A 19,063-nucleotide genomic window follows, 5' to 3' on the forward strand; every position below is an offset into this window, starting at 1 on the left:
GTAGACAATTTGTATGAATAAAATTCTTATTATTGACGATGAAGTCCAGATTCGCAGCCTTTTAGCTCGTATGCTGGAACTTGAGGGCTATGAAGTGTGTCAGGCAGGTGATTGCAAAACTGCCATCAAACAACTGGAAATTCAATCGCCCGACGTAGCTTTATGTGATGTTTTTCTTCCTGATGGAAACGGAGTGGATCTGGTTTTGAATATCAAAAAAATTGCTCCCAATGTAGAAGTGATCCTTCTTACTGCCCACGGCAATATTCCCGACGGGGTGCAGGCTATCAAAAACGGTGCGTTTGATTATATAACGAAAGGAGATGATAATAACAAGATTATCCCTCTCATTAGTCGTGCCGTAGAGAAAGCAAAAATGAATGTCCGTCTCGAAAAACTGGAAAAGAAGGTCGGGCAGATGTACTCGTTCGATTCTATCCTGGGGGAGTCAAAAGTGCTGAAAGAGTCGGTGTCTTTGGCGCAGAAGGTGTCTGTGACAGATGTTCCCGTATTGCTGACGGGAGAAACCGGAACAGGAAAGGAGGTCTTTGCGCAGGCTATACATTATAACAGTAAGCGGAGCAAACAGAATTTTGTGGCGGTCAACTGTTCGTCTTTCAGCAAAGAATTGCTCGAAAGCGAGATGTTCGGACATAAGGCTGGCTCGTTTACCGGTGCGTTGAAAGATAAGAAAGGGCTTTTTGAAGAGGCTAACAACGGAACGATCTTTCTGGATGAAATCGGGGAGATGGCTTTCGAACTGCAGGCAAAGTTACTGCGTATCCTCGAAACAGGAGAATATATAAAGATCGGTGATACCAAGCCGACAAGAGTCAATGTGCGTATCATTGCTGCTACCAACCGCAACCTGCAGGAGGAGATCAAAGCCGGGCATTTCCGTGAAGACTTGTTTTATCGTCTTTCGGTTTTTCAGGTGCATCTTCCTTCGCTTCGCGAACGTACCGGTGATATCAGGATTCTTGCGACTGCTTTCGCCAAAAGTTTCTCTGAAAAACTTTCGTATGCCGTCAATGAGATGACTCCTGCTTTTTTGGAAGCGCTGGAACAACAGCCGTGGAAAGGGAATATCCGTGAGTTGAGAAATGTGATTGAGCGTAGCCTGATTGTTTGCGAAGGTGGACGGCTGGATATCTGCGACCTTCCTTTGGAAATCCAGAACACTCATTATGAATGTTCGGACGATAGTACAGGTAGTTTTGAACTGGCTGCAATGGAGCGCAGGCATATTGCGCGTGTGTTGGAATATACGAAAGGGAATAAAACGGAAGCTGCCCGCTTGTTGAAAATCGGACTTACTACGTTGTATCGGAAGATAGAGGAATATAAAATCTGAATATACATTTTAATCAGGCCACGCACTGGCTTTCGAGAAATTGTTTGGATAGCGAACTGATTAGTTGGTTTTTATCTGTGCTGTGCACAGATAGTGTGAGCCGATGATATGTATTACAGACATATTTTCGTCCATTACCATTTCGGCATATTTGTGTAGTTCTCTTTCAATGATTCGCAGGGTGTCCCGGCTGGCTGTCAACATCATCGAGATAGATACATTGGATGAGGCCATTGAGATGACATTGATTTGATATTTGTTGATAACTTCCAATATCTTACCCATAAACAAATATCCGGGCAATACATTCAATGAGGTAAAACGTACAAAGGTAGCCGAATCCTGTGAGAGGATGGCCTTGACACTGTTGCCTGTGTCATGGGAAGATATATAGAGTCGTTCTGTTGACAGATCGTGTGTATCGGTTAGGCGGATAACTATATTGGAGCGTGCCGCAAGGGTGATACAATCTGCGTAGAGCAGGTGTACTCCGCTGTTAATCAGTTGTTCGGCTTCTATGTAAGTTAGTGAATGTTGTTCTCGCAGACAATTCCGGTTTGCGTAAATATGGTTGATAGGGGTGGATAACAGCATTTCGTCCGCTTTGAATAGGGTGGCAAGCACTGTTGCATAGTAATCATTGCGTTGTTCGCTCATGAAGTCTATTTCACCATACACATTCCTGCAAATGGAAAGTGGGGCGATAAAAATATCTACATTTCGGTTCTCGTCAATGTATTGTTGGATAGATTCTTGAATATATGGGATGTCCGGCTTTCTTTCCAGGTTGATCTGTATAAGTTTGCCGGTATCTAATGTTTGGGCACGAAGACCCTGTTGACGTAAACAATAAGTGAATAAATCGCTGGATAATCCGTATACTTCCGCTTTTATCATTTTATCGATCAGTAAATCTTTGTCTTCTACAAGTATATGTATTTTCTTTATACACTCCAGAATCTGGTTCTTAATTTCCTGGTTTAAGTGCGAATCTGTAATGAGATGATTGGCAAGGGTACAGCAATATGCTTCGATGGCATTGACTGTGGCATGAGAAGCTTCATCTTCTTCGTGAAACCAACTGATGGAAATAGCCTGTAACCACTCCTGTAATTGTGTCAATATAGGGACTACAGCTACATAAGGATGTTCTTTCTGAATACAACTGATTACTTGCTTCATTTCATCCTCATCTTTAATTTTCTCGAATTTACAAACTTTCATTGTTATCTGGTTATTTATTGGTTACTACTCTTTTCAATCTTTTCAAAATGATATGCTTTTTTCAAAAGAGAAAGATATCTTATCATCATTCTTTTACTTTCGAATCCGGTATATCTTTATAAATCAATTTGTTAATGTCGTAATTGATGCTTCTGATGCATATCCTTACTATAAGTAATCTGCTAATACCATACCGCATTGGGATATGAAAATAAGATTTCTTATCTTTGTTGCGTAATTGATTGAGAAACCAGCAATATTCATTCATTTATGAAACTCTGTATCTAGCTACGCTCAACGAATAGCATCATTTCTAATAAGGCTATTCAGCTATCTGACAGGCAACTACTCGCCTGCCAAAGAGTTTTATATCCATTTTTATAAACTTGCGAAACTGTGTGCTGCTATGGGAATACGGTATGCCGTATCGTGTTATTTTTAAGTTGAGCAATGAATTATACATATAAGCAAATATGGCTCATCAACTTTCCTGTGATGATGAGCATTCTGATGGAACAATTAATCAATATTACCGACGCTATTTTCCTGGGGCATGTGGGAGAAGTCGAACTGGGAGCTTCTGCGCTTGCCGGAATCTATTATTTAGCTGTTTATATGCTGGGCTTCGGATTTAGCATCGGGCTGCAGGTGATGATTGCCCGGAGAAATGGGGAACAACATTATAAAGAGACGGGACGTACATTTTTTCAGGGAGTATATTTCCTGTCGGGGATGGCAGTCATTCTTTGCCTATTGCTCCATTTGGCTTCTCCCTTGATCCTGTGCCGGTTGATAACTTCGGATGAAATTTATCAGGCAGTGATTCATTATCTGGATTGGCGTAGCTTCGGTTTGTTATTCTCATTTCCTTTTTTAGCTTTCCGGTCTTTTCTGGTAGGGATAACAACGACCAAAGCATTGTCCGTGGCAGCTATCATGGCTATCTGTATCAATATTCCTTTTAACTATCTGCTGATATTCAAACTGAATCTGGGTATATCCGGGGCGGCGATGGCTTCTTCTTTGGCAGAGTTCGGAGCTTTTATCGTACTCCTATTATATATGTGGGTGAGGGTAGATAAAGTGAAATATGGGCTGAAGGTCGTTTATGATGGGAAAGTGTTAATAAAGTTGTTGAGGATATCTGTATGGAGTATGCTTCACTCTTTTGTCAGCGTTGCTCCCTGGTTTCTGTTCTTCGTTGCTATCGAGCATCTGGGAAGGACAGAGCTTGCTATTTCCAATATTACTCGTAGTGTTTCTACCGTCTTTTTTGTGATTGTCAACTCTTTTGCATCCACTACTGGTTCATTAGTCAGCAATCTAATTGGGGCGGGGCAGGGGAAGGAACTTTTTCCCGTTTGCCATAAAGTTCTTAGGTTGGGTTATGCCGTGGGGGGCCATTGATAGTTATGGCTCTTTGGGGTAACCAATGGGTTATCGGATTTTATACGAATAACGATAATCTGGTGAGACTAGCTTTCTATCCTTTTATAGTTATGCTGTTGAATTATGCTTTTGCACTGCCCGGATATGTTTATATCAATGCTGTTACCGGTACAGGAAAGACGAAGCTCGCCTTTATCTTCCAGTTAATCACCATTCTTGTATATTTGATTTATCTGTATCTGTTAAGTGAATGTTTTCATGCTTCTCTGACTGTGTATATGACGGCAGAATATTTGTTTGTTATTTTATTAGGGATACAATCTATCATTTACTTAAAGAGGAAATCCAACTAGAATATGTATTTTTGTACTTTCAATACTTGATACTTTCTCGAAATGACTGAAGATATAAAGAATAAACTTTTAATGTGTGCGGAGATGTATCATCGCGCAGACTTTATACAAAGCGATCCGGTGCAGTTTCCCCATCGTTATACGCTGAAACAGGATATCGAAGTCAGCGGTTTGCTGACAGCGATTATGAGTTTTGGCAATCGCAAACAGATCTTGAAGAAAGCGGACGAATTGCACGGGCTAATGGGAGATTCGCCTTATCAGTATGTATTGTCCTGCCAGTGGGAGAAGGATTTTCCTTCAGGAGCAACCAATAGCTTTTATCGGATGTTGTCGTATGCTGATTTTTATGGATACTTTCGGCGATTATATATAGCTTATACACAGTTTGAAAGTCTGGAGGAAGCTTTGATGTTATATCCCGGAATACCAATGGAAAAGTTATGTGCATTTCTTGAAGTTTCTGCCAAAAGTCCTCAAAAGAAACTGAATATGTTTTTGCGTTGGATGATTCGTCGGGATTCGGAGGTCGATTTGGGGATTTGGGAAAGTTTTGATCGCAGAGATTTGATTGTTCCTTTAGATACACATGTATGCCGGGTAGCACATTATTTCAAGTTGACGGATACGGAAACTTTTTCTTTGAAAAATGCCCGTCAGATAACGGCAGCATTGGCTACAGTCTTTCCGGATGATCCTTGTCTGGGCGATTTTGCTCTGTTCGGCTTGGGGGTGAATGGGGAGATTTAAATAGATAAACTAATAGTACTGATTTTTCCGGCTATTATCGAAAATATAGTGTTTTCTTAAGTTATTTCGATTATAACCGGAAAAGTCGATATTAAACCAACTTTATTCGATTATAATCGAAAAACTGGAGAACTGTTAGAACGTTGTTATCTTGTTTGTGAAATCCCTCCAACCATTTGCGTTCTTATATTTTTCCACAGATTCGGCAGGAACACGAATGACGGTAATATCATCCGGAAATCCGTACCATACTTTTTCAAATACCTGCGGAGGTGTTGTCCCTTCTACCTTTACTTCTTTAATACCTGTATTATTGAAAGCCGAAAAATTAATCTGTGTGACGTTTGCCGGAATGGTTAATTGGGTCACTTTCCTATTACCACCCAGTAATCCCTGTCCCAATATCCGAATACTTTCAGGTATTTCGAAGCGAGCCAATTTCGGACATCCTTCAAGACAATAGGGGTGGATCATAGCTTCGGGGTCATCATTGAAAGTACTCCCGTAGGTGGTCACTTCCGCCAATTCCGGGCAGTAATAAAAGGCTCTTTGCGCCATGGTTGTAACGCCGTTCGGTAACTTCACGGTTGTAACGCTACTTTCCCGGAATGTTTCCAATCCGATTGTTTTTACATTTTCCGGAATCTCAATCGTTTTCAGTTGAGATGTCTTAAGGAATGCCTGTGCTCCGATTTCTTTTAGTGTCGCAGGCAGCAGCACTTCTTCAACGCCCGCATATACAAAAGTGCTGGCGGGAAGTTTGGTGAGTTTCGTTTGGCTTAAATCTGCTTTTTTCAAATTCCGGCAATAGTAGAAAATGTTTTCCTCCATCTGTTCTAGGCTTGATGGAAATACTATTTCCTGAATGGCCGAATTGAAGAAAGCCATATCTCCAATCGATTTTAATCCTTCATTGAGTACTACCTTTGCTGTTTGGCTGTTGCTGAAGGCAGCTTTCGGGATTGATCTCACGCTATTGGGAAGTATGATTTCATTGTATCCTTTCAATATTTCCGTCAATACTCCGTTTTCTATACGGACGGGTGAAACCTGAACAGAAAAGCTTTTCTGTTTTCCTTCCAGTGTGATGGTTACTTCTTGTTTTTCGACAGGCGTGGATGAAGAGAAACCGCTGATCTGTTCCGGGGTAACTTTTACAGGCCGTTGTTTCCCGTCATCATATTTTCCTGTCACGTTAAGGCCGGTTAAGTCTATATTCTCTCCTAATGCATAAATTGTTTTTGAGGGTAGCTGTTCTATGAAGAAATCTTCAAGTGAAGCCTCTATGGGTTCAACAGGATTTGCTGCCGAAGGTGAATCTTTCCTGTATTCGTCATTTTCGGTGCTGCAACTTAGTAATATTGTTCCCAAAAACATTTGCAGGCAAAGTGCTGTAATTATATAAAGTCTAGTTTGCTTCATGTGATAAAGGCTTAGTTAGGGAATTGGGTTAAACGTATTTCTACTTTTACGGCTTTTCCGGCTTCTACGGTTTTGCCGGAAGACCATATCTGATAGTTGTTAGGGCCGCCCCCTTCTTGTACCACGAATGTCAGGAACCGTTGCGACTGCGTTGCAAACCATTCCTCTCGTGGCAGTACAAAGGTGGCCATACCACTTTCATTTGTCTGTATGATTGCAGTTGGCAAAGTTAAATTATCTTTTTCAAAAACCTTATAATCCTTTTCATTATACATTTTTACGGGAACGCCCGTTGCAATTTTTCCATTCTCATCATAAACGGATACCACTACTTTTGCTTCTTTCATTTCTTCGTTTCCTTTTTCGCATGCTACCATGAAAAGCATGGCGCTTAATAGAATAACAATCTTCTTCATAATCTTTTCTTTTTTCTAATTTTTCGAATGCAAAAGTAATAAGATTGCATCAAATTCGGGTTGTGATGCAATCTCGCAAATCTAACACTTTGATTTAAAGTATATTGATATTCAATGGATTATGAAAGATGTATTCTAAGATTTCTAACACAGGTCTAACACCTATCCGAAAAGTGCTAAAAACAACTCTTTATTGGCCGTTTCTGCCGATTTGATACGTGATTTGAGCCGTGACTTGCGAGCATATACATTAGCTACCGTATCTTTCATAAACAAACTGATTACTTGTGGAGAGAAACCTACAAAAATATAACAAAGCAGTCGTATGTCAGCTTCTTTCATTGACGAAAATTCATTCCGCAACTTCTCCATTGCATTATCATGGCAGGTATTTACGATAAGTTCCAGTTCTTGCAACATTGCATTGTTCTCTGCAAAATCGGTGATAATCTGTTTCACTTCGTGGAACATGGCTGCTTGTTGCGATGCGGTATTCTCACGTTCATAGTAAGTCTTTCCCAGTTTGTCAATGATGTCGAATCGTGAAGCTATCAAACCTTTTAAATGGCTTTCTGCATTGCGCTGTCCTTCCATATGTTCTGTCAGGGTTTTGTATTGGGCGTTGGCTTCTTCCGCCAATAGCAGGTAGCGGTCGGTACGTTCGCGTTGCAGGCGCAGACGTTGACGGATGATGTAGTATGCTACCCCTATTATTAGAAAAATTACGCTTGCTATGGTAATCTCCCAGGTAGTACGGTTCTTCATCCGGTATTCGGCAAATTTGGAGCGTTCCTTGAAATAGTCACGTTCCACCATACCGGCGGAGAATTGCATATTTGAACGTGTCAGCGAGTCAGTCAGATAGATATAATGGTGTATCTTCTCTGTCGCTTTCTCGAAGTTTCTGGCCTGCGCTTCAATCCGATAAGCGGTGTATTGCAGGTCTGCCATGTCACGTATATCGGTGGAATGTGTTTCTGCAAGTGCCAGATAGTAGCGTGCGCTGTCTATACGGTTTTTCAGTAGATTTACATCTACTAACGTATGGTATCCGTATAACGTATCTTGCTGGGCAGAGAGTTCGATACGTTGCAGCAGGTCATGGGGAATTTGTTTCTTTCCTGACACCACATAGAGAGAAGCAAGATTGGTGAGACTGGCTTTGGTTAATTTATCGTACTTGTGTTCATCAGCCAAATCAAGTGCGGCAGAATAGAGCCGCATGGCTTTCTCCATATCTTTCGAATTGAAAGTTGCGGCTGCCATATCGAGAGTTGCCTTTGTTTCTTCGCGAGTATTATCAGCCTGCCGGAAGTTATTGCGAGCTTCACGAAAATAATGATAAGCCCGGCTATAGTTCATCTGGTCATAATACACTTCACCGATTTGACTGTATAAAAGCCCTGCATAATAAGGCTCATTGGTATCCTTCAGTTTCTCTTCAACTTTCAGGTAAAGGCGTAACGCTCCCGGCTTGTCTCCTGCACGCAGTTTGACTTTTCCCCAATAATAGAGAGTCTTGCATTGGCGGCGTAAATCTTTGGGATGATGTTTGTAATACTCCCAAGCCCGGCGAATCAGCGAATCATTCGTTGCTTTGATGTGATTTTTGTCTAAAGCCTCTGAATAAAGCAACGCATACCTGGCCTGTTCAGCCTGGCCGCCTTCCGATTTGAGTTGTTGTAATATTGTTAAGGCACTATCCGGCTTATTTTGTAACAGTGCTTCCGCCTCATCAAGCCGGGAAATCTGTTCTCTGTTATAACATCCTGTAAAAAAGAGAATTACTAATAGTTCGAGTATAATTCTGCATTTCATGCTGTGAATGTAGTGAAAATATTTCGAGTTTAGTATGGAATCGTCATATCTTTATAATTCTTATGATGTTTAATTTTGTAAAGGTAGGAAAATAGATTCGAGTTGAATTTTTCGGACTAATATCAATATATCTTGAATATATAGTCTTTTAATAGTTCTTTTTCAACTTTAAAGTTGAATGTTTGTTGTGTTATACTACATTATTCATATCTTTGCATAAAGATATTTTAGATATGGATATAGAAACAGTCGATAAATTCTTGAAAGAATTTAAAGATAAGGCTAGGGTTTTCGGGATTATCTTTCGCATAGATAGAAAGAAGAATATGCAAGCTTTGCTTGATTTGGAAATTTCGGCAATTATGCGTGAAAAGATAATAATGTCTTTGACAGTTGAAGACTATTATAAAGGTCCTACGGAAGATAAGTTGAATTATATGGGAGCACTTTGGGAGTTTGGCAAGTCCGTAGAGAAAAAGGAGGTTTATATCAAAATAAGTAAAGGTACTGGAGCAAATTCTCCAATCTGTGTCTCCTTTCATTTGGCAGAGAGAAAAATAGAACATCCTTTCAAAAATAAAAAGTAGAAGTTATGAAAAGTCCGTTTACAGGTGGTGACGCTGCATTGTGTCATGAGAAGCAATCATTTGAATTTCGAAAAGACAATTTTGAGATAGTATATCATTTTTATAGATGTAAGGATACAAATGAAGAGTTTACTACAACTGAACTTGATCAACTGAATATGAATCAAGTTTATAATTTGTATCGTCAGAAATATGCGATACCATTTCCGGATGAAATAAAAAGAGTCCGGGAATTATATGGTATATCTGCACTTCGAATGTCTAAACTTTTAGGTTTTGGCGATAACCAATATAGAAAATACGAAGAAGGAGAGATGCCTAGTGTGTCTAATGGAAAAATGATTTCAGCTTTGAAAGATCCTCATTTCTTTTTGGAAATTCTGAAACTTGCTCAAAATCAGTTTCCCAATGATGAGATACTTAAAATTGAAAAAAGGGTAAAGGAACTGTTATTAAATAATTCCTGTTTTGAGAATAAAATAAATGAATTTATATTTCACAACCATTTGTCTTTACGTTCAAGTATGAATGGGTATGCTTCTGTCATTCCTGAGAAGGTTAAGCAGATTATTGTCTTTTTTGCATCTGCATTACAAGGAGTTTTTGAAACAAAACTAAATAAATTATTATTTTATTCTGATTTTCTTTCCTATAAGAAATATGGTAAAGGTATTAGCGGGTTACAATACCAAGCTATAAGTTATGGGCCTGTTCCTGTGCGTTATAGTACTATATATGAGAACTTGGACGGATTAAAAAAGGAAATCATAAATTTGGGAAATGGTTATTCTGGAAGTATAATTACAACTGTTGAGCAATTTGAACAATCTTTATTTACAGTTGAAGAATTAGAGGTTTTACAATGTGTATTAGTTCATTTTGAGAAGAGTAAGGCTAATGAAATTTCAGAAATGAGTCATGCTGAAGAAGCGTGGCGTCAAAATGAAAAACAGCATAGCTTGATTGATTATAGTTATGCGTTTGATTTGAGACAGTTGTAATGTAAGCCCCCTTCCTAGTTCTGTATAAACAGAGAATCGCTATAAACTTATTAGATTTATATAGCGATTCTATAATTTATACGGGGACTTGAAGTTTTATGTAGTTTTAATTTATACCTATTACAGAACATCCGGCTCCTAATAATAGACTATAATTGGGATTATCGTCCGTTCTTGTTTTTATGTATCTAATTAAATCATTTACAGAACGTTCTTTAATTTTTAACTCTTCTCTAATCTCTGTTAGTGTGTACATAGTATTTAATTTAAAAATTGAATTTACAAAATTATTGAAACAATATTATATTCCAAAGCTTTTGGATGTTTTCTATCATATGTGGAATGAAAAATATTCCAAATCGCATTTGATTTTATCTTGAATAATTACTATGGGTATATATGCTGTAGCTTATCACTTAGGGATATTTGCTTATTAGTCTTATTAAACTTTCATTTTCTTTCTCCACCTCTGAAACCCTCTCATCAAACTTTCCTCTTCCACCGACTCCGCCATATCATACTTTATCACAAACTCATGCATTGACTTTATATACATCACTCCATTTTTGAACTTATTTTCCAACAGGAATGAATAAAGCTCCGCTTTCATTTCCACCTCAATTTCCTTTTCGATAATAAAGATACTGTCCTGCCCGAAATAATTATAAACTTCCGGATTCTTCCCTTGCCTTGGGCTGGGAAGAACAAAACAGATATTTCCTGTCTCTTTCCAGGAGACGCCTTGCGGATGAGGAACGGATAATTGATGCAGGAAGTGATAAATGGGAGTGAGGTGGGAGAGGTGGATTGGAGTGGGGAGCCTTGAAGGTGGATTGTTGTGCGATTGAAGTTCTAAACTTTGTCCGTATCGGACATACATATACCTCGCCAGATATGGCTTGATGGCAAACGTGACTGTAACCATGGGAATTGAATTTTGGATTGTTGAAATTTGTTGTATACTGATTGCCGCTTCGTGCGGCAGATTCTGTCGTGTTTGTTGGAAAAAATCCCATGGGTTACGGGGACGGAATTTTAATTCAGTAAGAAGTTGAAATTCAAATGGTTACAAATGCCGGTTTTTCCTTTAAAACCAACGGGCCGTTCCTTTAAAAGGAACGACCCGTTGCACACCGAGGAATGACCTCTTCCTTTTAAAGGAACGGACGGCTCCCTAAAATCCATAGTGCAAAGCTATACCTAATATTCTAATTTTTCAAAAGGAATAATAGCGATAATATCTGTATTGTGTAATGAAATATCATAAATAGTATACATCTCTAATTTATGCGTATGCATATTGGAAATATGTAATAAAAATATACTGATTACTAGAACGTGTATTTTAACTATATTTATTAGATAACTATTCTTAAAGTGGAAAAACTTTTTATTCCACTTCTTGTTTCTTGCGTAACGGGCGGAAAAATAGTTCTGATAAATAAGGTGAACTTTGTACTTTTACGTCTCAAACAAAAAAAGCAAGATATGATAACATCAGTGAAACTTATGCTGAACAAGAGCAGGATATTGAATAATGGCAGTTACCCTTTAGTATTTCAGGTGATACACAATCGGAGAAAAAAGTTACTGTATACAGGCTACCGGGTGAAAGAAGAGGTGTTTGACGAGCTGGAAGGGAAGATTATGAATGGCGTAAGTTCTACTTTTACGGCTACGGAGGTCGTGAAAATGAACCGCGAGCTACGGAAGATGCGGAATCAGATTGATACACGGATCAGGCAGCTTGAGCGAACAAGGGAAGAATTTACAGTGGAGGATATTCTGGCTCAAAATGCTTTTGGTACAGGAAAACCACAGTTTTATTTATTGCGATATATCAATACGCAGATTGAACGGAAGCAGGAACTGAAGAAAGTGGGAATGGCTGCGGCCTACAAGAGTACTCGTTCGTCGTTGGCAAAATTTATAAGTCGCCCCGATGTGCGGATGTCGGAGGTTGATTTGGCGTTCGTCAGGAGATATGAGGATTTCCTGTATAGTAACGGTGCTTCCGGCAATACGGTAAGTTATTATCTGCGCAACTTGCGCTCTTTGTATAACCAGGCGGTAATGGACGGCTATCATCCCCGTGTCGAATATCCGTTTGCTAAAGCGCAGACCCGTCCGGCGAAGACTGTGAAACGCGCTTTGTCACGGAAGGATATGCAGATTCTGGCGGACTTGGATTTGACGAATGAACCGCAACTGGAGTTTGCCCGCGATTTGTATCTGTTTAGCTTTTATGCGCAGGGAATGGCTTTTGTTGATATTGTTCTTTTGAAGAAGGTCGATATTTGCAATGGTGTGCTGACCTATTCCCGTCATAAGTCGAAACAGTTGATTCGTATAGCGGTGACTCCGCAGATGCAGGGCTTGATAGATAAATATAAGACAGAAAATGAGTATCTCTTTCCGATAATCAGCGGTGAATATGCTTCTGGATACAAACAGTATCGTTTGGCGTTGGGCCGTATTAACCGGCATTTGAAGAAAATCGCTGTTGTAGCTGATATTGAAGTACCGTTGACGACATATACTGCACGCCATACCTGGGCTACCCTCGCACGTGACTATGGAGCTCCGATTTCTGTGATTAGTGCCGGACTTGGACACACTTCGGAAGAAATGACACGCGTCTATTTAAAGGATTTTGATGTATTCATGCTCAATCAGGTGAATAGCATCGTTACAAACTTATCCAAATGAAATAATTATTTGTAATATAATCTGTTGAAAATTAGAATATGTCATATTTTTATTTATCTTTGCAATATTGTAATCTATTCCGTAATAGAGATGCATATTAAAAATACCTTTGTTTCTTAATATATTTCACGCTGCAAAGTAAATGAAATTTTTCATTATTGAATTTATCATAAAGTCCAATAATTTATTCATTTTGTACAGATAGAGATAATAATGGCTAACTCGTTTGATTGGTTGCCTGACATTGCTCTATCAGTTGTTTGGGGGTACATCCGAAATGTTGTTTGCAGTAACGGTTGAAGTTACCTTGCGAATCAAATCCCAATTCTTCAATGATATCTTTTATACATACTCCCGGTTTCGTCATTTTTTCCAATATTCTTTGGTTCTTTTGTTTCAGCATCCACTGTTTAGCTGTCATACCAAACACTTCATTGAATTTGATAAAAAAACAGCTTCTTCCCATATTCGATAGTGAGATAAGCTGCTCTATATTATCTACTTTGGTATGATTGTGCATGACAAAATCTTTAAAATCCACTTCTTTTCCGATAATGGGGTGGAATAATGCTGCAATCTCCTGTTTTTCATAAAATCCTCGTAAAAGAAAGAAAAACTCTCGTTGCATCAGCCCGTGTAAGTGTGCGCAACTCATTCCGTTTTTGATGCAGTGAGTTAATACCTCGAGAAATAGTGTTAGTGGATAGCGTATTTTAATTGGTGAAAAGTCATATTTAATGTTGTTGCATACATTTGATAAAGACTGTAATATGAGCTTGTCACAGTTCTCTGCAGGTATATCGAAAAACATGGAGAGCAGGCTTGAATCGGTTTCCGCAAATCCTTTTAGCCGGGAAGAACGAGGGATGAGTATCATTTCTCCGGCATGAAACAGCTTGTTATGAAACTGGTTGCAACAAATGGTGAAATCGCCTTTCAGAAAGAACAGAAGATAATTTTTAGTTGTATTATCTTCTTCAAATGCTGCATTCTTGGCGAATTCAAGATATTTGAATCCGGTTTCAATCGTTGTCATGTAGTTTTGACATGACTGATGTTCTTCAATGTACAAAAGTTCGCTTTTTGTATGTTTTGTTTCCATGGCAATAACTGTTTTGATTGTTTAGTCTGTTACTTATCTGTTTGTTTCACAATTGTTTCAGTATCTATTTTTTTAATGAATTATATATCAGAATAATATTATTTATTTTGTTTGTTATGATTCATTATATTATGATATTGAAACATTCTGTTATTAGTTTCTGTAATATAATTCGTTGATAATTAAATGTTTATTATTTATGTGTAATTATGCATCTCTATTACGGAATAGAGATGCATAAGAAATAGTTTGAAAAGACTGTATAAAATGAATGATTGTATAAGAAATAAAGCCGGCTTACTTATTGGTCTATTTACTTTGCTAGGATGTTTTGCGATTAGAGCACAAGATATAGCAGTAAAAACGAATTTACTTTATGGCGGGTTGTTACAAACACCAAACATAGGGGTGGAATGGGGAATATCTCCCAAACTGACTGTTGACTTGTGGGGAGCCTACAATCCTTTTCCTTTGGGTAAGAATGGTTATGGTTCCAACAATAGAAAAATGAAGCATTGGTTGATACAATCAGAGCTTCGCTATTGGCTTTGTGAACGGTTCAATGGACATTTCTTTGGCGGACATTTGTTTTATGGACAATATAATGTCAGTAATATTCGATATTGGGGACTAGGTGACTTTAGAAGACAGGGAAATCTTGCCGGATTCGGATTCAGTTATGGGTATCAGTGGATTCTTTCACCACATTGGAGTATAGAAGGGACATTAGGGATCGGCTATGCACACCTGCATTATAGTAAATACCCGTGTAAGGAATGTGGTAAGCGTTTAAGCGTAAACAACCGTAATTATTTAGGGCCTACACGTGCCGCTGTATCTATCATATATTTACTTAAATAATATCCCAAATGAATAGTTTTCAGATTATAATACTTTCCTTTTTTATGAGTATAACGGTCATGTCAGTTTCCGCTCAAAATAATGATTCGATCAAGATCAATAATTTTTCTATAGAGAAGAATGCTCAAGGTGATTCTGTGAGTTTGAGATTTCATTTGATGATTGCTCCCGGCATTACAAAAGCAAATGATGAGTTGTTGCTTACACCTATATTGATAGATATAAAGGGAAATCACTCTTTTGCTTTCCCTGTCATACGCGTAAATGGCAAAATACGGGAGAAAATAGTTCGAAGACAAAAAGTGCTTCACTCATCAAAAGCAGAGAAAGACTTAATATATACAGTATCCAATCGGCAATGGAATACAATAACATGTTCAACTCCGATGTTAGCCAATCAACTTTGGATATGGCAGGCAAAGTTAGTGTTACGGCGGCAACTTGGAAATTGCTGTATGAAAAAGGAGTTGGATATGGTGGAATTGTTTATGTGGAACCGGACGGATGGATATTCTATTGTTAAGCCGGAAATAAAGAATAAGGTGGGAATACCGGAAATGTTACCGCATAAATGTGCTACGGAAGTACTGGCTGAAACAGAGAAATTTGTAGAACCCATAGATAACTATTCAGCGGGTAAAAGGATTCTGGCGGGCGAGCAGGAAGGAGCACAGATTGTTTATTTCAAGCTTGCAAAGGCAGAGATAGATAGCAATTATCTGGATAATGAGAGAGTGTTGGAACATATCATTGATGTAATTCGCCGTATTAGTGAAGATCCCGAAGTAGAAATAGCTCGCGTAGTGCTATTGGGGCTTTCCTCACCCGAGGGGGCTTTTGAATTCAATAAACAATTGTCTGGAAAACGAGCTGAAGCGCTGAAGCAATATATAGCCGACCGGATTGCTTTGGCGGATAGTTGCTTTGCGCTTGTGAATGGTGATGAGGGCTGGGAAGAACTACGTTATAAAGTGGAACACTCTGATATGGAATACCGTAAGGAAGTATTGAATATTATTGATTCAGTTCCGATAATGAAAGGCCGTGAGGGACAGTTGCAACGTTTGAAAAGAGGAGTGCCCTATCGTTATTTGGAAGAACACTTCTTTCCGCAACTGCGTCGAGCCGGATACATCAAGGTGTATTACCGGATGAAAAATGGAACCATATAAATCTCAATATATAATAATTTATTTTTTAATCATAAGACAAAAATGAGAAAGAATTATTTTCTAATCGGAGTATTTGCGCTGGCAACAATAACGTTTGCTGCTTGTAGCAGTGAGGACAAGCTAGGTGAAGAAAGAAGCGATGACAATGGTAATACCGAAGTCATAGAGGGAGAGCCTACTTGGGCGAAGTTTACATTTAAACTGGGCAAAGATGGTGTTGTAGCACGTGCAACGGGTGACACACATGAAGGTACTACTACAGAAAAAAACATCAAAAATCTGCGGGCTTATATCTTCAATGAGTCCGGTAGCTTTGAAGCAAAGACGGATAATGCTACTGTAGATGAACATGGCACGGAGCACACTGCTGTATTGAAACTAACTTCCGGTAAAAAGAAAGTGTATGTAGTAGCTAATATGCAGGACGACTGGATTACGTCTACCACTACAACTGCTCAATTTGAAGCTGTTACTTTGACACATTGTACGAAAGCAGGACGTATTGCCCATACCAAAGGTGTAGAAACGGCAGTTGCTGTATCGCGTGTCGGTAATTTTGATAAAATATCCGGTAATGGGAATGCGGCGACCAATGGTTTCCTGATGGCAAATGTATTAAAGGCAACCGAATACACATTATATCCCGGGATTTCTGCTGAGGATTGTTCGAAACCGGCGTATGATAGTTCGGCGGAAATGAAGAAAAACAATCATTTGGAGGTGTTCATATCCCGTGCTGCTGCTAAGTTGCAGGCTACTTATGCAAATGCGGATGCTTTGATATTGAAAGATAGTGAAAGTAATACATTAGGCAAATTACTTACTCCGACTTTTACGGTTCGTAATCTTCCGGTTCAGAGCTATATATTTCTGCATAATCATGTTGATGGTTTCCTTACGCCGTTCTATACAATGACTAATACTAGCTCTACATTTGCAGATTTCGCTAAATATTATGACGAGGTGAATGAGCCTAATTTGGATTTGAAAGCAAGTGCTGACGAGGAAGCTATAGAGTCTATATATTTGCCGGAGAACTCCAATCAGACACCGGTAAGGGGAAATACTACTTATGTGTTGGTGAAAGGTGTATTTGCTCCGGCGGCTAATGTGATGATTAATGCTGTTGAAGTGAAAAATGATGGTGGCAATCTTAGTATCGAAAATAAATTAGACGGAACTGATTATACTACAGGAGGAAAAGATGTACCGCCATATTTTATTGTCCCGGAATGGGAAAATCAGATTTATACGGCTCCTGCAGACTTTAGTGGAAACTTGGCAAACTATGGCTTGGGCATGATTTTAAAGACTTATTTGAATAAAGCCGGAAAACAGAAATGGTTAAATGCAGTAGACGAGGGAAGTGCTGTAGACGAAGGTGATATAGAGAATTCTGTAAGTGTATATTATGGAAGCTCATTCTCTACTTCTGAAGGTATTTATTCAGTTGTTACCATCAAGAAATATTCGCATCCCAAGAATGCACTACCGGGCTATAAGGAAAGTATTGAAGGAATAATACGTATTTTTCAGTACACCGGAGGTACTTGTTATTATCGTGTGAATGTTGAAGATAATATGGACGGAAAGACGGAAGCCAACAACCTGTTCTATTCGGTAATGCGCAACCGTTTTTACAATGTAAATATCTCAAAAATTACTTCAATCGGTTATCCCGATGATGAAGATGTTACCGTGGACCCGACAGATCCCATCAACCAGAAAACGTACATGCAGGCACATATCACAGTGGAACCATGGACGAAAGTTGAACAGGATGCAGAACTGGGAATGTAATTGCTATTAGTCTGCCGGTTCATTAAAAATAGATTTTAACGGATTCTTTTGCCGGGGCATTGTCTCCGGTAAAAGAATCTAAAATCCCTCTCAATAACAATTTAACATGCATAGTACATTTTACCGGAAAAGAAGGATGGTGGCATACATATCAATGCTATTATGGCTTATTACAGGATGCGTTAATGAAGATTTTTCCGATTGTCCGCAGGGAAGTTTCCAGGTGGCTTTCGAATATGTTCATCACACGGACAATATTTGTCCCGATCGCTTCAACATTGATGTACAGCAAATAGACTTGTATGTATTTGATGCAGCCGGATGTTTTTTGAAATGTATAACTCGTAAAGGGACGCCTTTCCCGAAAGATTTTCGGATTGACCCGGAACTTTCTGCCGGTAGCTATACGTTGGTGGCATGGGGAAACTTGACTGATGAAGTGACTTTACAACCGGCCTTTATTGCCGGACAAACTACGCTTGAGCAGGCGTTATTATCACTCAACGCAGCTGAAGACCGTAGCGTGAACCATAGACTGACTCCTGTTTTTCATGCTATGAAACAAGTAGAAGTAAACGATGTGAAGGAACACACTGAAGTTCTTTCACTTATAAAGAATGAGAATCATTTGCATCTGAATGTGAAGTGGTTTGAAAAAAGCGGAATACCATGTATTCACCGCTGTGCGGATGGCGTGCGTGTCCGTGTACTTGATCCCAAAGGGGCGACCTATAAATTTGATAATTCTGTAGTTGCTTCGGGCAACGAATTGACATATTATCCATATCAGGGCGTAAATAATGATGCATGGAATCAATTTGCAGGCGTTTTTTCTTTGATGCGTTTGGTGGAAGGGGAAAAATTGACGCTACTGATAGAACGTTTGATGCAGGACGGCACAGCCAAAGAACTCTACCGTTCTGACTTAGTCGAACTTATCCGGATGCATCCATATACCCGCATCCAGTCGGAACTTGACCGGCAAGATGTGTATGAAGTAGAAATATCGCTTATAGATGATCTGGACGGTGACACGGATACTTATATGCAAACGGCTGTTACCGTATCAGGGTGGACAATCATATTGCAGGATACGGAAATGTGA

The 19,063-nt window shown here is 39.1% G+C and carries 15 protein-coding genes and 1 pseudogene; 10 read left to right on the forward strand and 6 right to left on the reverse strand.

The window, feature by feature from the left end; genetic code table 11:
- The first annotated feature begins 13 nt into the window (after window positions 1-13).
- Window positions 14-1,354: a sigma-54-dependent transcriptional regulator gene (locus HMPREF0106_RS10860; protein ID WP_009040193.1), complete on the forward strand. Its 1,341-nt coding sequence runs from the start codon at window positions 14-16 to the stop codon at window positions 1,352-1,354.
- Window positions 1,355-1,414: 60 nt separating this feature from the next.
- Here the strand turns inward: HMPREF0106_RS10860 and HMPREF0106_RS10855 are convergent, their stop codons facing one another.
- The gene (locus HMPREF0106_RS10855; protein ID WP_009040194.1) at window positions 1,415-2,578 is read right to left on the reverse strand and encodes a lysine-sensitive aspartokinase III; all 1,164 of its coding nucleotides are present in this window, start codon (window positions 2,576-2,578) and stop codon (window positions 1,415-1,417) included.
- 450 nt (window positions 2,579-3,028) lie between these two features.
- On the opposite strand from HMPREF0106_RS10855, the pseudogene HMPREF0106_RS10850 reads away from it, so the two are divergent.
- Both HMPREF0106_RS10850 and HMPREF0106_RS10845 read left to right on the forward strand, forming a co-directional pair.
- Window positions 3,029-4,320: pseudogene (locus HMPREF0106_RS10850) on the forward strand (MATE family efflux transporter).
- 42 nt (window positions 4,321-4,362) lie between these two features.
- Window positions 4,363-5,070, forward strand: a complete 708-nt coding sequence (locus HMPREF0106_RS10845) for a TIGR02757 family protein (protein WP_008774575.1) — start codon at window positions 4,363-4,365, stop codon at window positions 5,068-5,070.
- A 135-nt stretch (window positions 5,071-5,205) separates the two neighbouring features.
- On the opposite strand, the gene HMPREF0106_RS10840 is transcribed toward HMPREF0106_RS10845, so the two are convergent.
- The 3 genes from HMPREF0106_RS10840 to HMPREF0106_RS10830 all read right to left on the reverse strand — a co-directional run bounded on the left by HMPREF0106_RS10840 (window position 5,206) and on the right by HMPREF0106_RS10830 (window position 8,726).
- On the reverse strand, window positions 5,206-6,492 hold the full coding sequence (locus HMPREF0106_RS10840) for a leucine-rich repeat protein (protein WP_008774574.1): 1,287 nt from the start codon (window positions 6,490-6,492) through the stop codon (window positions 5,206-5,208).
- An 11-nt stretch (window positions 6,493-6,503) separates the two neighbouring features.
- Entirely contained in the window at window positions 6,504-6,908 is a 405-nt protein-coding gene (locus HMPREF0106_RS10835; RefSeq protein WP_008649835.1) for a hypothetical protein, read from the reverse strand.
- Window positions 6,909-7,070: 162 nt separating this feature from the next.
- On the reverse strand, window positions 7,071-8,726 hold the full coding sequence (locus HMPREF0106_RS10830; RefSeq protein ID WP_009040195.1) for a hypothetical protein: 1,656 nt from the start codon (window positions 8,724-8,726) through the stop codon (window positions 7,071-7,073).
- Between the two features lie 233 nt (window positions 8,727-8,959).
- On the opposite strand from HMPREF0106_RS10830, the gene HMPREF0106_RS10825 reads away from it, so the two are divergent.
- Together HMPREF0106_RS10825 and HMPREF0106_RS10820 are read left to right on the forward strand one after the other, a co-directional pair.
- The gene (locus HMPREF0106_RS10825; RefSeq protein WP_032851400.1) at window positions 8,960-9,313 is read left to right on the forward strand and encodes a type II toxin-antitoxin system MqsR family toxin; all 354 of its coding nucleotides are present in this window, start codon (window positions 8,960-8,962) and stop codon (window positions 9,311-9,313) included.
- 5 nt (window positions 9,314-9,318) lie between these two features.
- Window positions 9,319-10,314 (forward strand): type II toxin-antitoxin system antitoxin SocA domain-containing protein, encoded by a 996-nt coding sequence (locus tag HMPREF0106_RS10820; protein WP_009040197.1) that lies wholly within the window; start codon window positions 9,319-9,321, stop codon window positions 10,312-10,314.
- Window positions 10,315-10,756: 442 nt separating this feature from the next.
- Here the strand turns inward: HMPREF0106_RS10820 and HMPREF0106_RS10815 are convergent, their stop codons facing one another.
- Complete coding sequence (locus HMPREF0106_RS10815) at window positions 10,757-11,239, reverse strand: hypothetical protein (protein ID WP_008649850.1); 483 nt, start codon at window positions 11,237-11,239, stop codon at window positions 10,757-10,759.
- 563 nt (window positions 11,240-11,802) lie between these two features.
- On the opposite strand from HMPREF0106_RS10815, the gene HMPREF0106_RS10810 reads away from it, so the two are divergent.
- Window positions 11,803-13,023: a site-specific integrase gene (locus tag HMPREF0106_RS10810; RefSeq protein WP_008774570.1), complete on the forward strand. Its 1,221-nt coding sequence runs from the start codon at window positions 11,803-11,805 to the stop codon at window positions 13,021-13,023.
- Window positions 13,024-13,240: 217 nt separating this feature from the next.
- On the opposite strand, the gene HMPREF0106_RS10805 is transcribed toward HMPREF0106_RS10810, so the two are convergent.
- Window positions 13,241-14,125, reverse strand: coding sequence for a helix-turn-helix transcriptional regulator (locus tag HMPREF0106_RS10805; protein WP_008774569.1), 885 nt, complete (start codon window positions 14,123-14,125; stop codon window positions 13,241-13,243).
- Window positions 14,126-14,392: 267 nt separating this feature from the next.
- Between HMPREF0106_RS10805 and HMPREF0106_RS10800 the strand changes: the two genes are divergently transcribed.
- From HMPREF0106_RS10800 to HMPREF0106_RS10785, 4 genes are all read left to right on the forward strand, one after another.
- Window positions 14,393-14,986, forward strand: a complete 594-nt coding sequence (locus tag HMPREF0106_RS10800) for a DUF3575 domain-containing protein (protein WP_008774568.1) — start codon at window positions 14,393-14,395, stop codon at window positions 14,984-14,986.
- Window positions 14,987-14,994: 8 nt separating this feature from the next.
- Entirely contained in the window at window positions 14,995-16,158 is a 1,164-nt protein-coding gene (locus HMPREF0106_RS10795; protein WP_009040198.1) for a DUF3868 domain-containing protein, read from the forward strand.
- Window positions 16,159-16,200: 42 nt separating this feature from the next.
- Entirely contained in the window at window positions 16,201-17,958 is a 1,758-nt protein-coding gene (locus tag HMPREF0106_RS10790; protein ID WP_009040199.1) for an Mfa1 family fimbria major subunit, read from the forward strand.
- Window positions 17,959-18,064: 106 nt separating this feature from the next.
- The gene (locus HMPREF0106_RS10785; RefSeq protein WP_004315016.1) at window positions 18,065-19,063 is read left to right on the forward strand and encodes a FimB/Mfa2 family fimbrial subunit; all 999 of its coding nucleotides are present in this window, start codon (window positions 18,065-18,067) and stop codon (window positions 19,061-19,063) included.

The sequence above is a fragment of the Bacteroides sp. D22 genome, assembly GCF_000163675.1.
GTDB lineage: Bacteria > Bacteroidota > Bacteroidia > Bacteroidales > Bacteroidaceae > Bacteroides > Bacteroides xylanisolvens.

Coding starts and splice junctions, on each gene's coding strand:
- HMPREF0106_RS10825 (WP_032851400.1), top strand. CDS start 8,960: ATGGATATAGAAACAGTCGATAAATTCTTGAAAGAATTTAAAGATAAG.
- HMPREF0106_RS10810 (WP_008774570.1), top strand. CDS start 11,803: ATGATAACATCAGTGAAACTTATGCTGAACAAGAGCAGGATATTGAAT.
- HMPREF0106_RS10835 (WP_008649835.1), bottom strand. CDS start 6,908: ATGAAGAAGATTGTTATTCTATTAAGCGCCATGCTTTTCATGGTAGCA.
- HMPREF0106_RS10860 (WP_009040193.1), top strand. CDS start 14: ATGAATAAAATTCTTATTATTGACGATGAAGTCCAGATTCGCAGCCTT.
- HMPREF0106_RS10845 (WP_008774575.1), top strand. CDS start 4,363: ATGACTGAAGATATAAAGAATAAACTTTTAATGTGTGCGGAGATGTAT.
- HMPREF0106_RS10795 (WP_009040198.1), top strand. CDS start 14,995: ATGAATAGTTTTCAGATTATAATACTTTCCTTTTTTATGAGTATAACG.
- HMPREF0106_RS10800 (WP_008774568.1), top strand. CDS start 14,393: ATGAATGATTGTATAAGAAATAAAGCCGGCTTACTTATTGGTCTATTT.
- HMPREF0106_RS10855 (WP_009040194.1), bottom strand. CDS start 2,578: ATGAAAGTTTGTAAATTCGAGAAAATTAAAGATGAGGATGAAATGAAG.
- HMPREF0106_RS10790 (WP_009040199.1), top strand. CDS start 16,201: ATGAGAAAGAATTATTTTCTAATCGGAGTATTTGCGCTGGCAACAATA.
- HMPREF0106_RS10815 (WP_008649850.1), bottom strand. CDS start 11,239: ATGGTTACAGTCACGTTTGCCATCAAGCCATATCTGGCGAGGTATATG.
- HMPREF0106_RS10785 (WP_004315016.1), top strand. CDS start 18,065: ATGCATAGTACATTTTACCGGAAAAGAAGGATGGTGGCATACATATCA.
- HMPREF0106_RS10805 (WP_008774569.1), bottom strand. CDS start 14,125: ATGGAAACAAAACATACAAAAAGCGAACTTTTGTACATTGAAGAACAT.
- HMPREF0106_RS10820 (WP_009040197.1), top strand. CDS start 9,319: ATGAAAAGTCCGTTTACAGGTGGTGACGCTGCATTGTGTCATGAGAAG.
- HMPREF0106_RS10830 (WP_009040195.1), bottom strand. CDS start 8,726: ATGAAATGCAGAATTATACTCGAACTATTAGTAATTCTCTTTTTTACA.
- HMPREF0106_RS10840 (WP_008774574.1), bottom strand. CDS start 6,492: ATGAAGCAAACTAGACTTTATATAATTACAGCACTTTGCCTGCAAATG.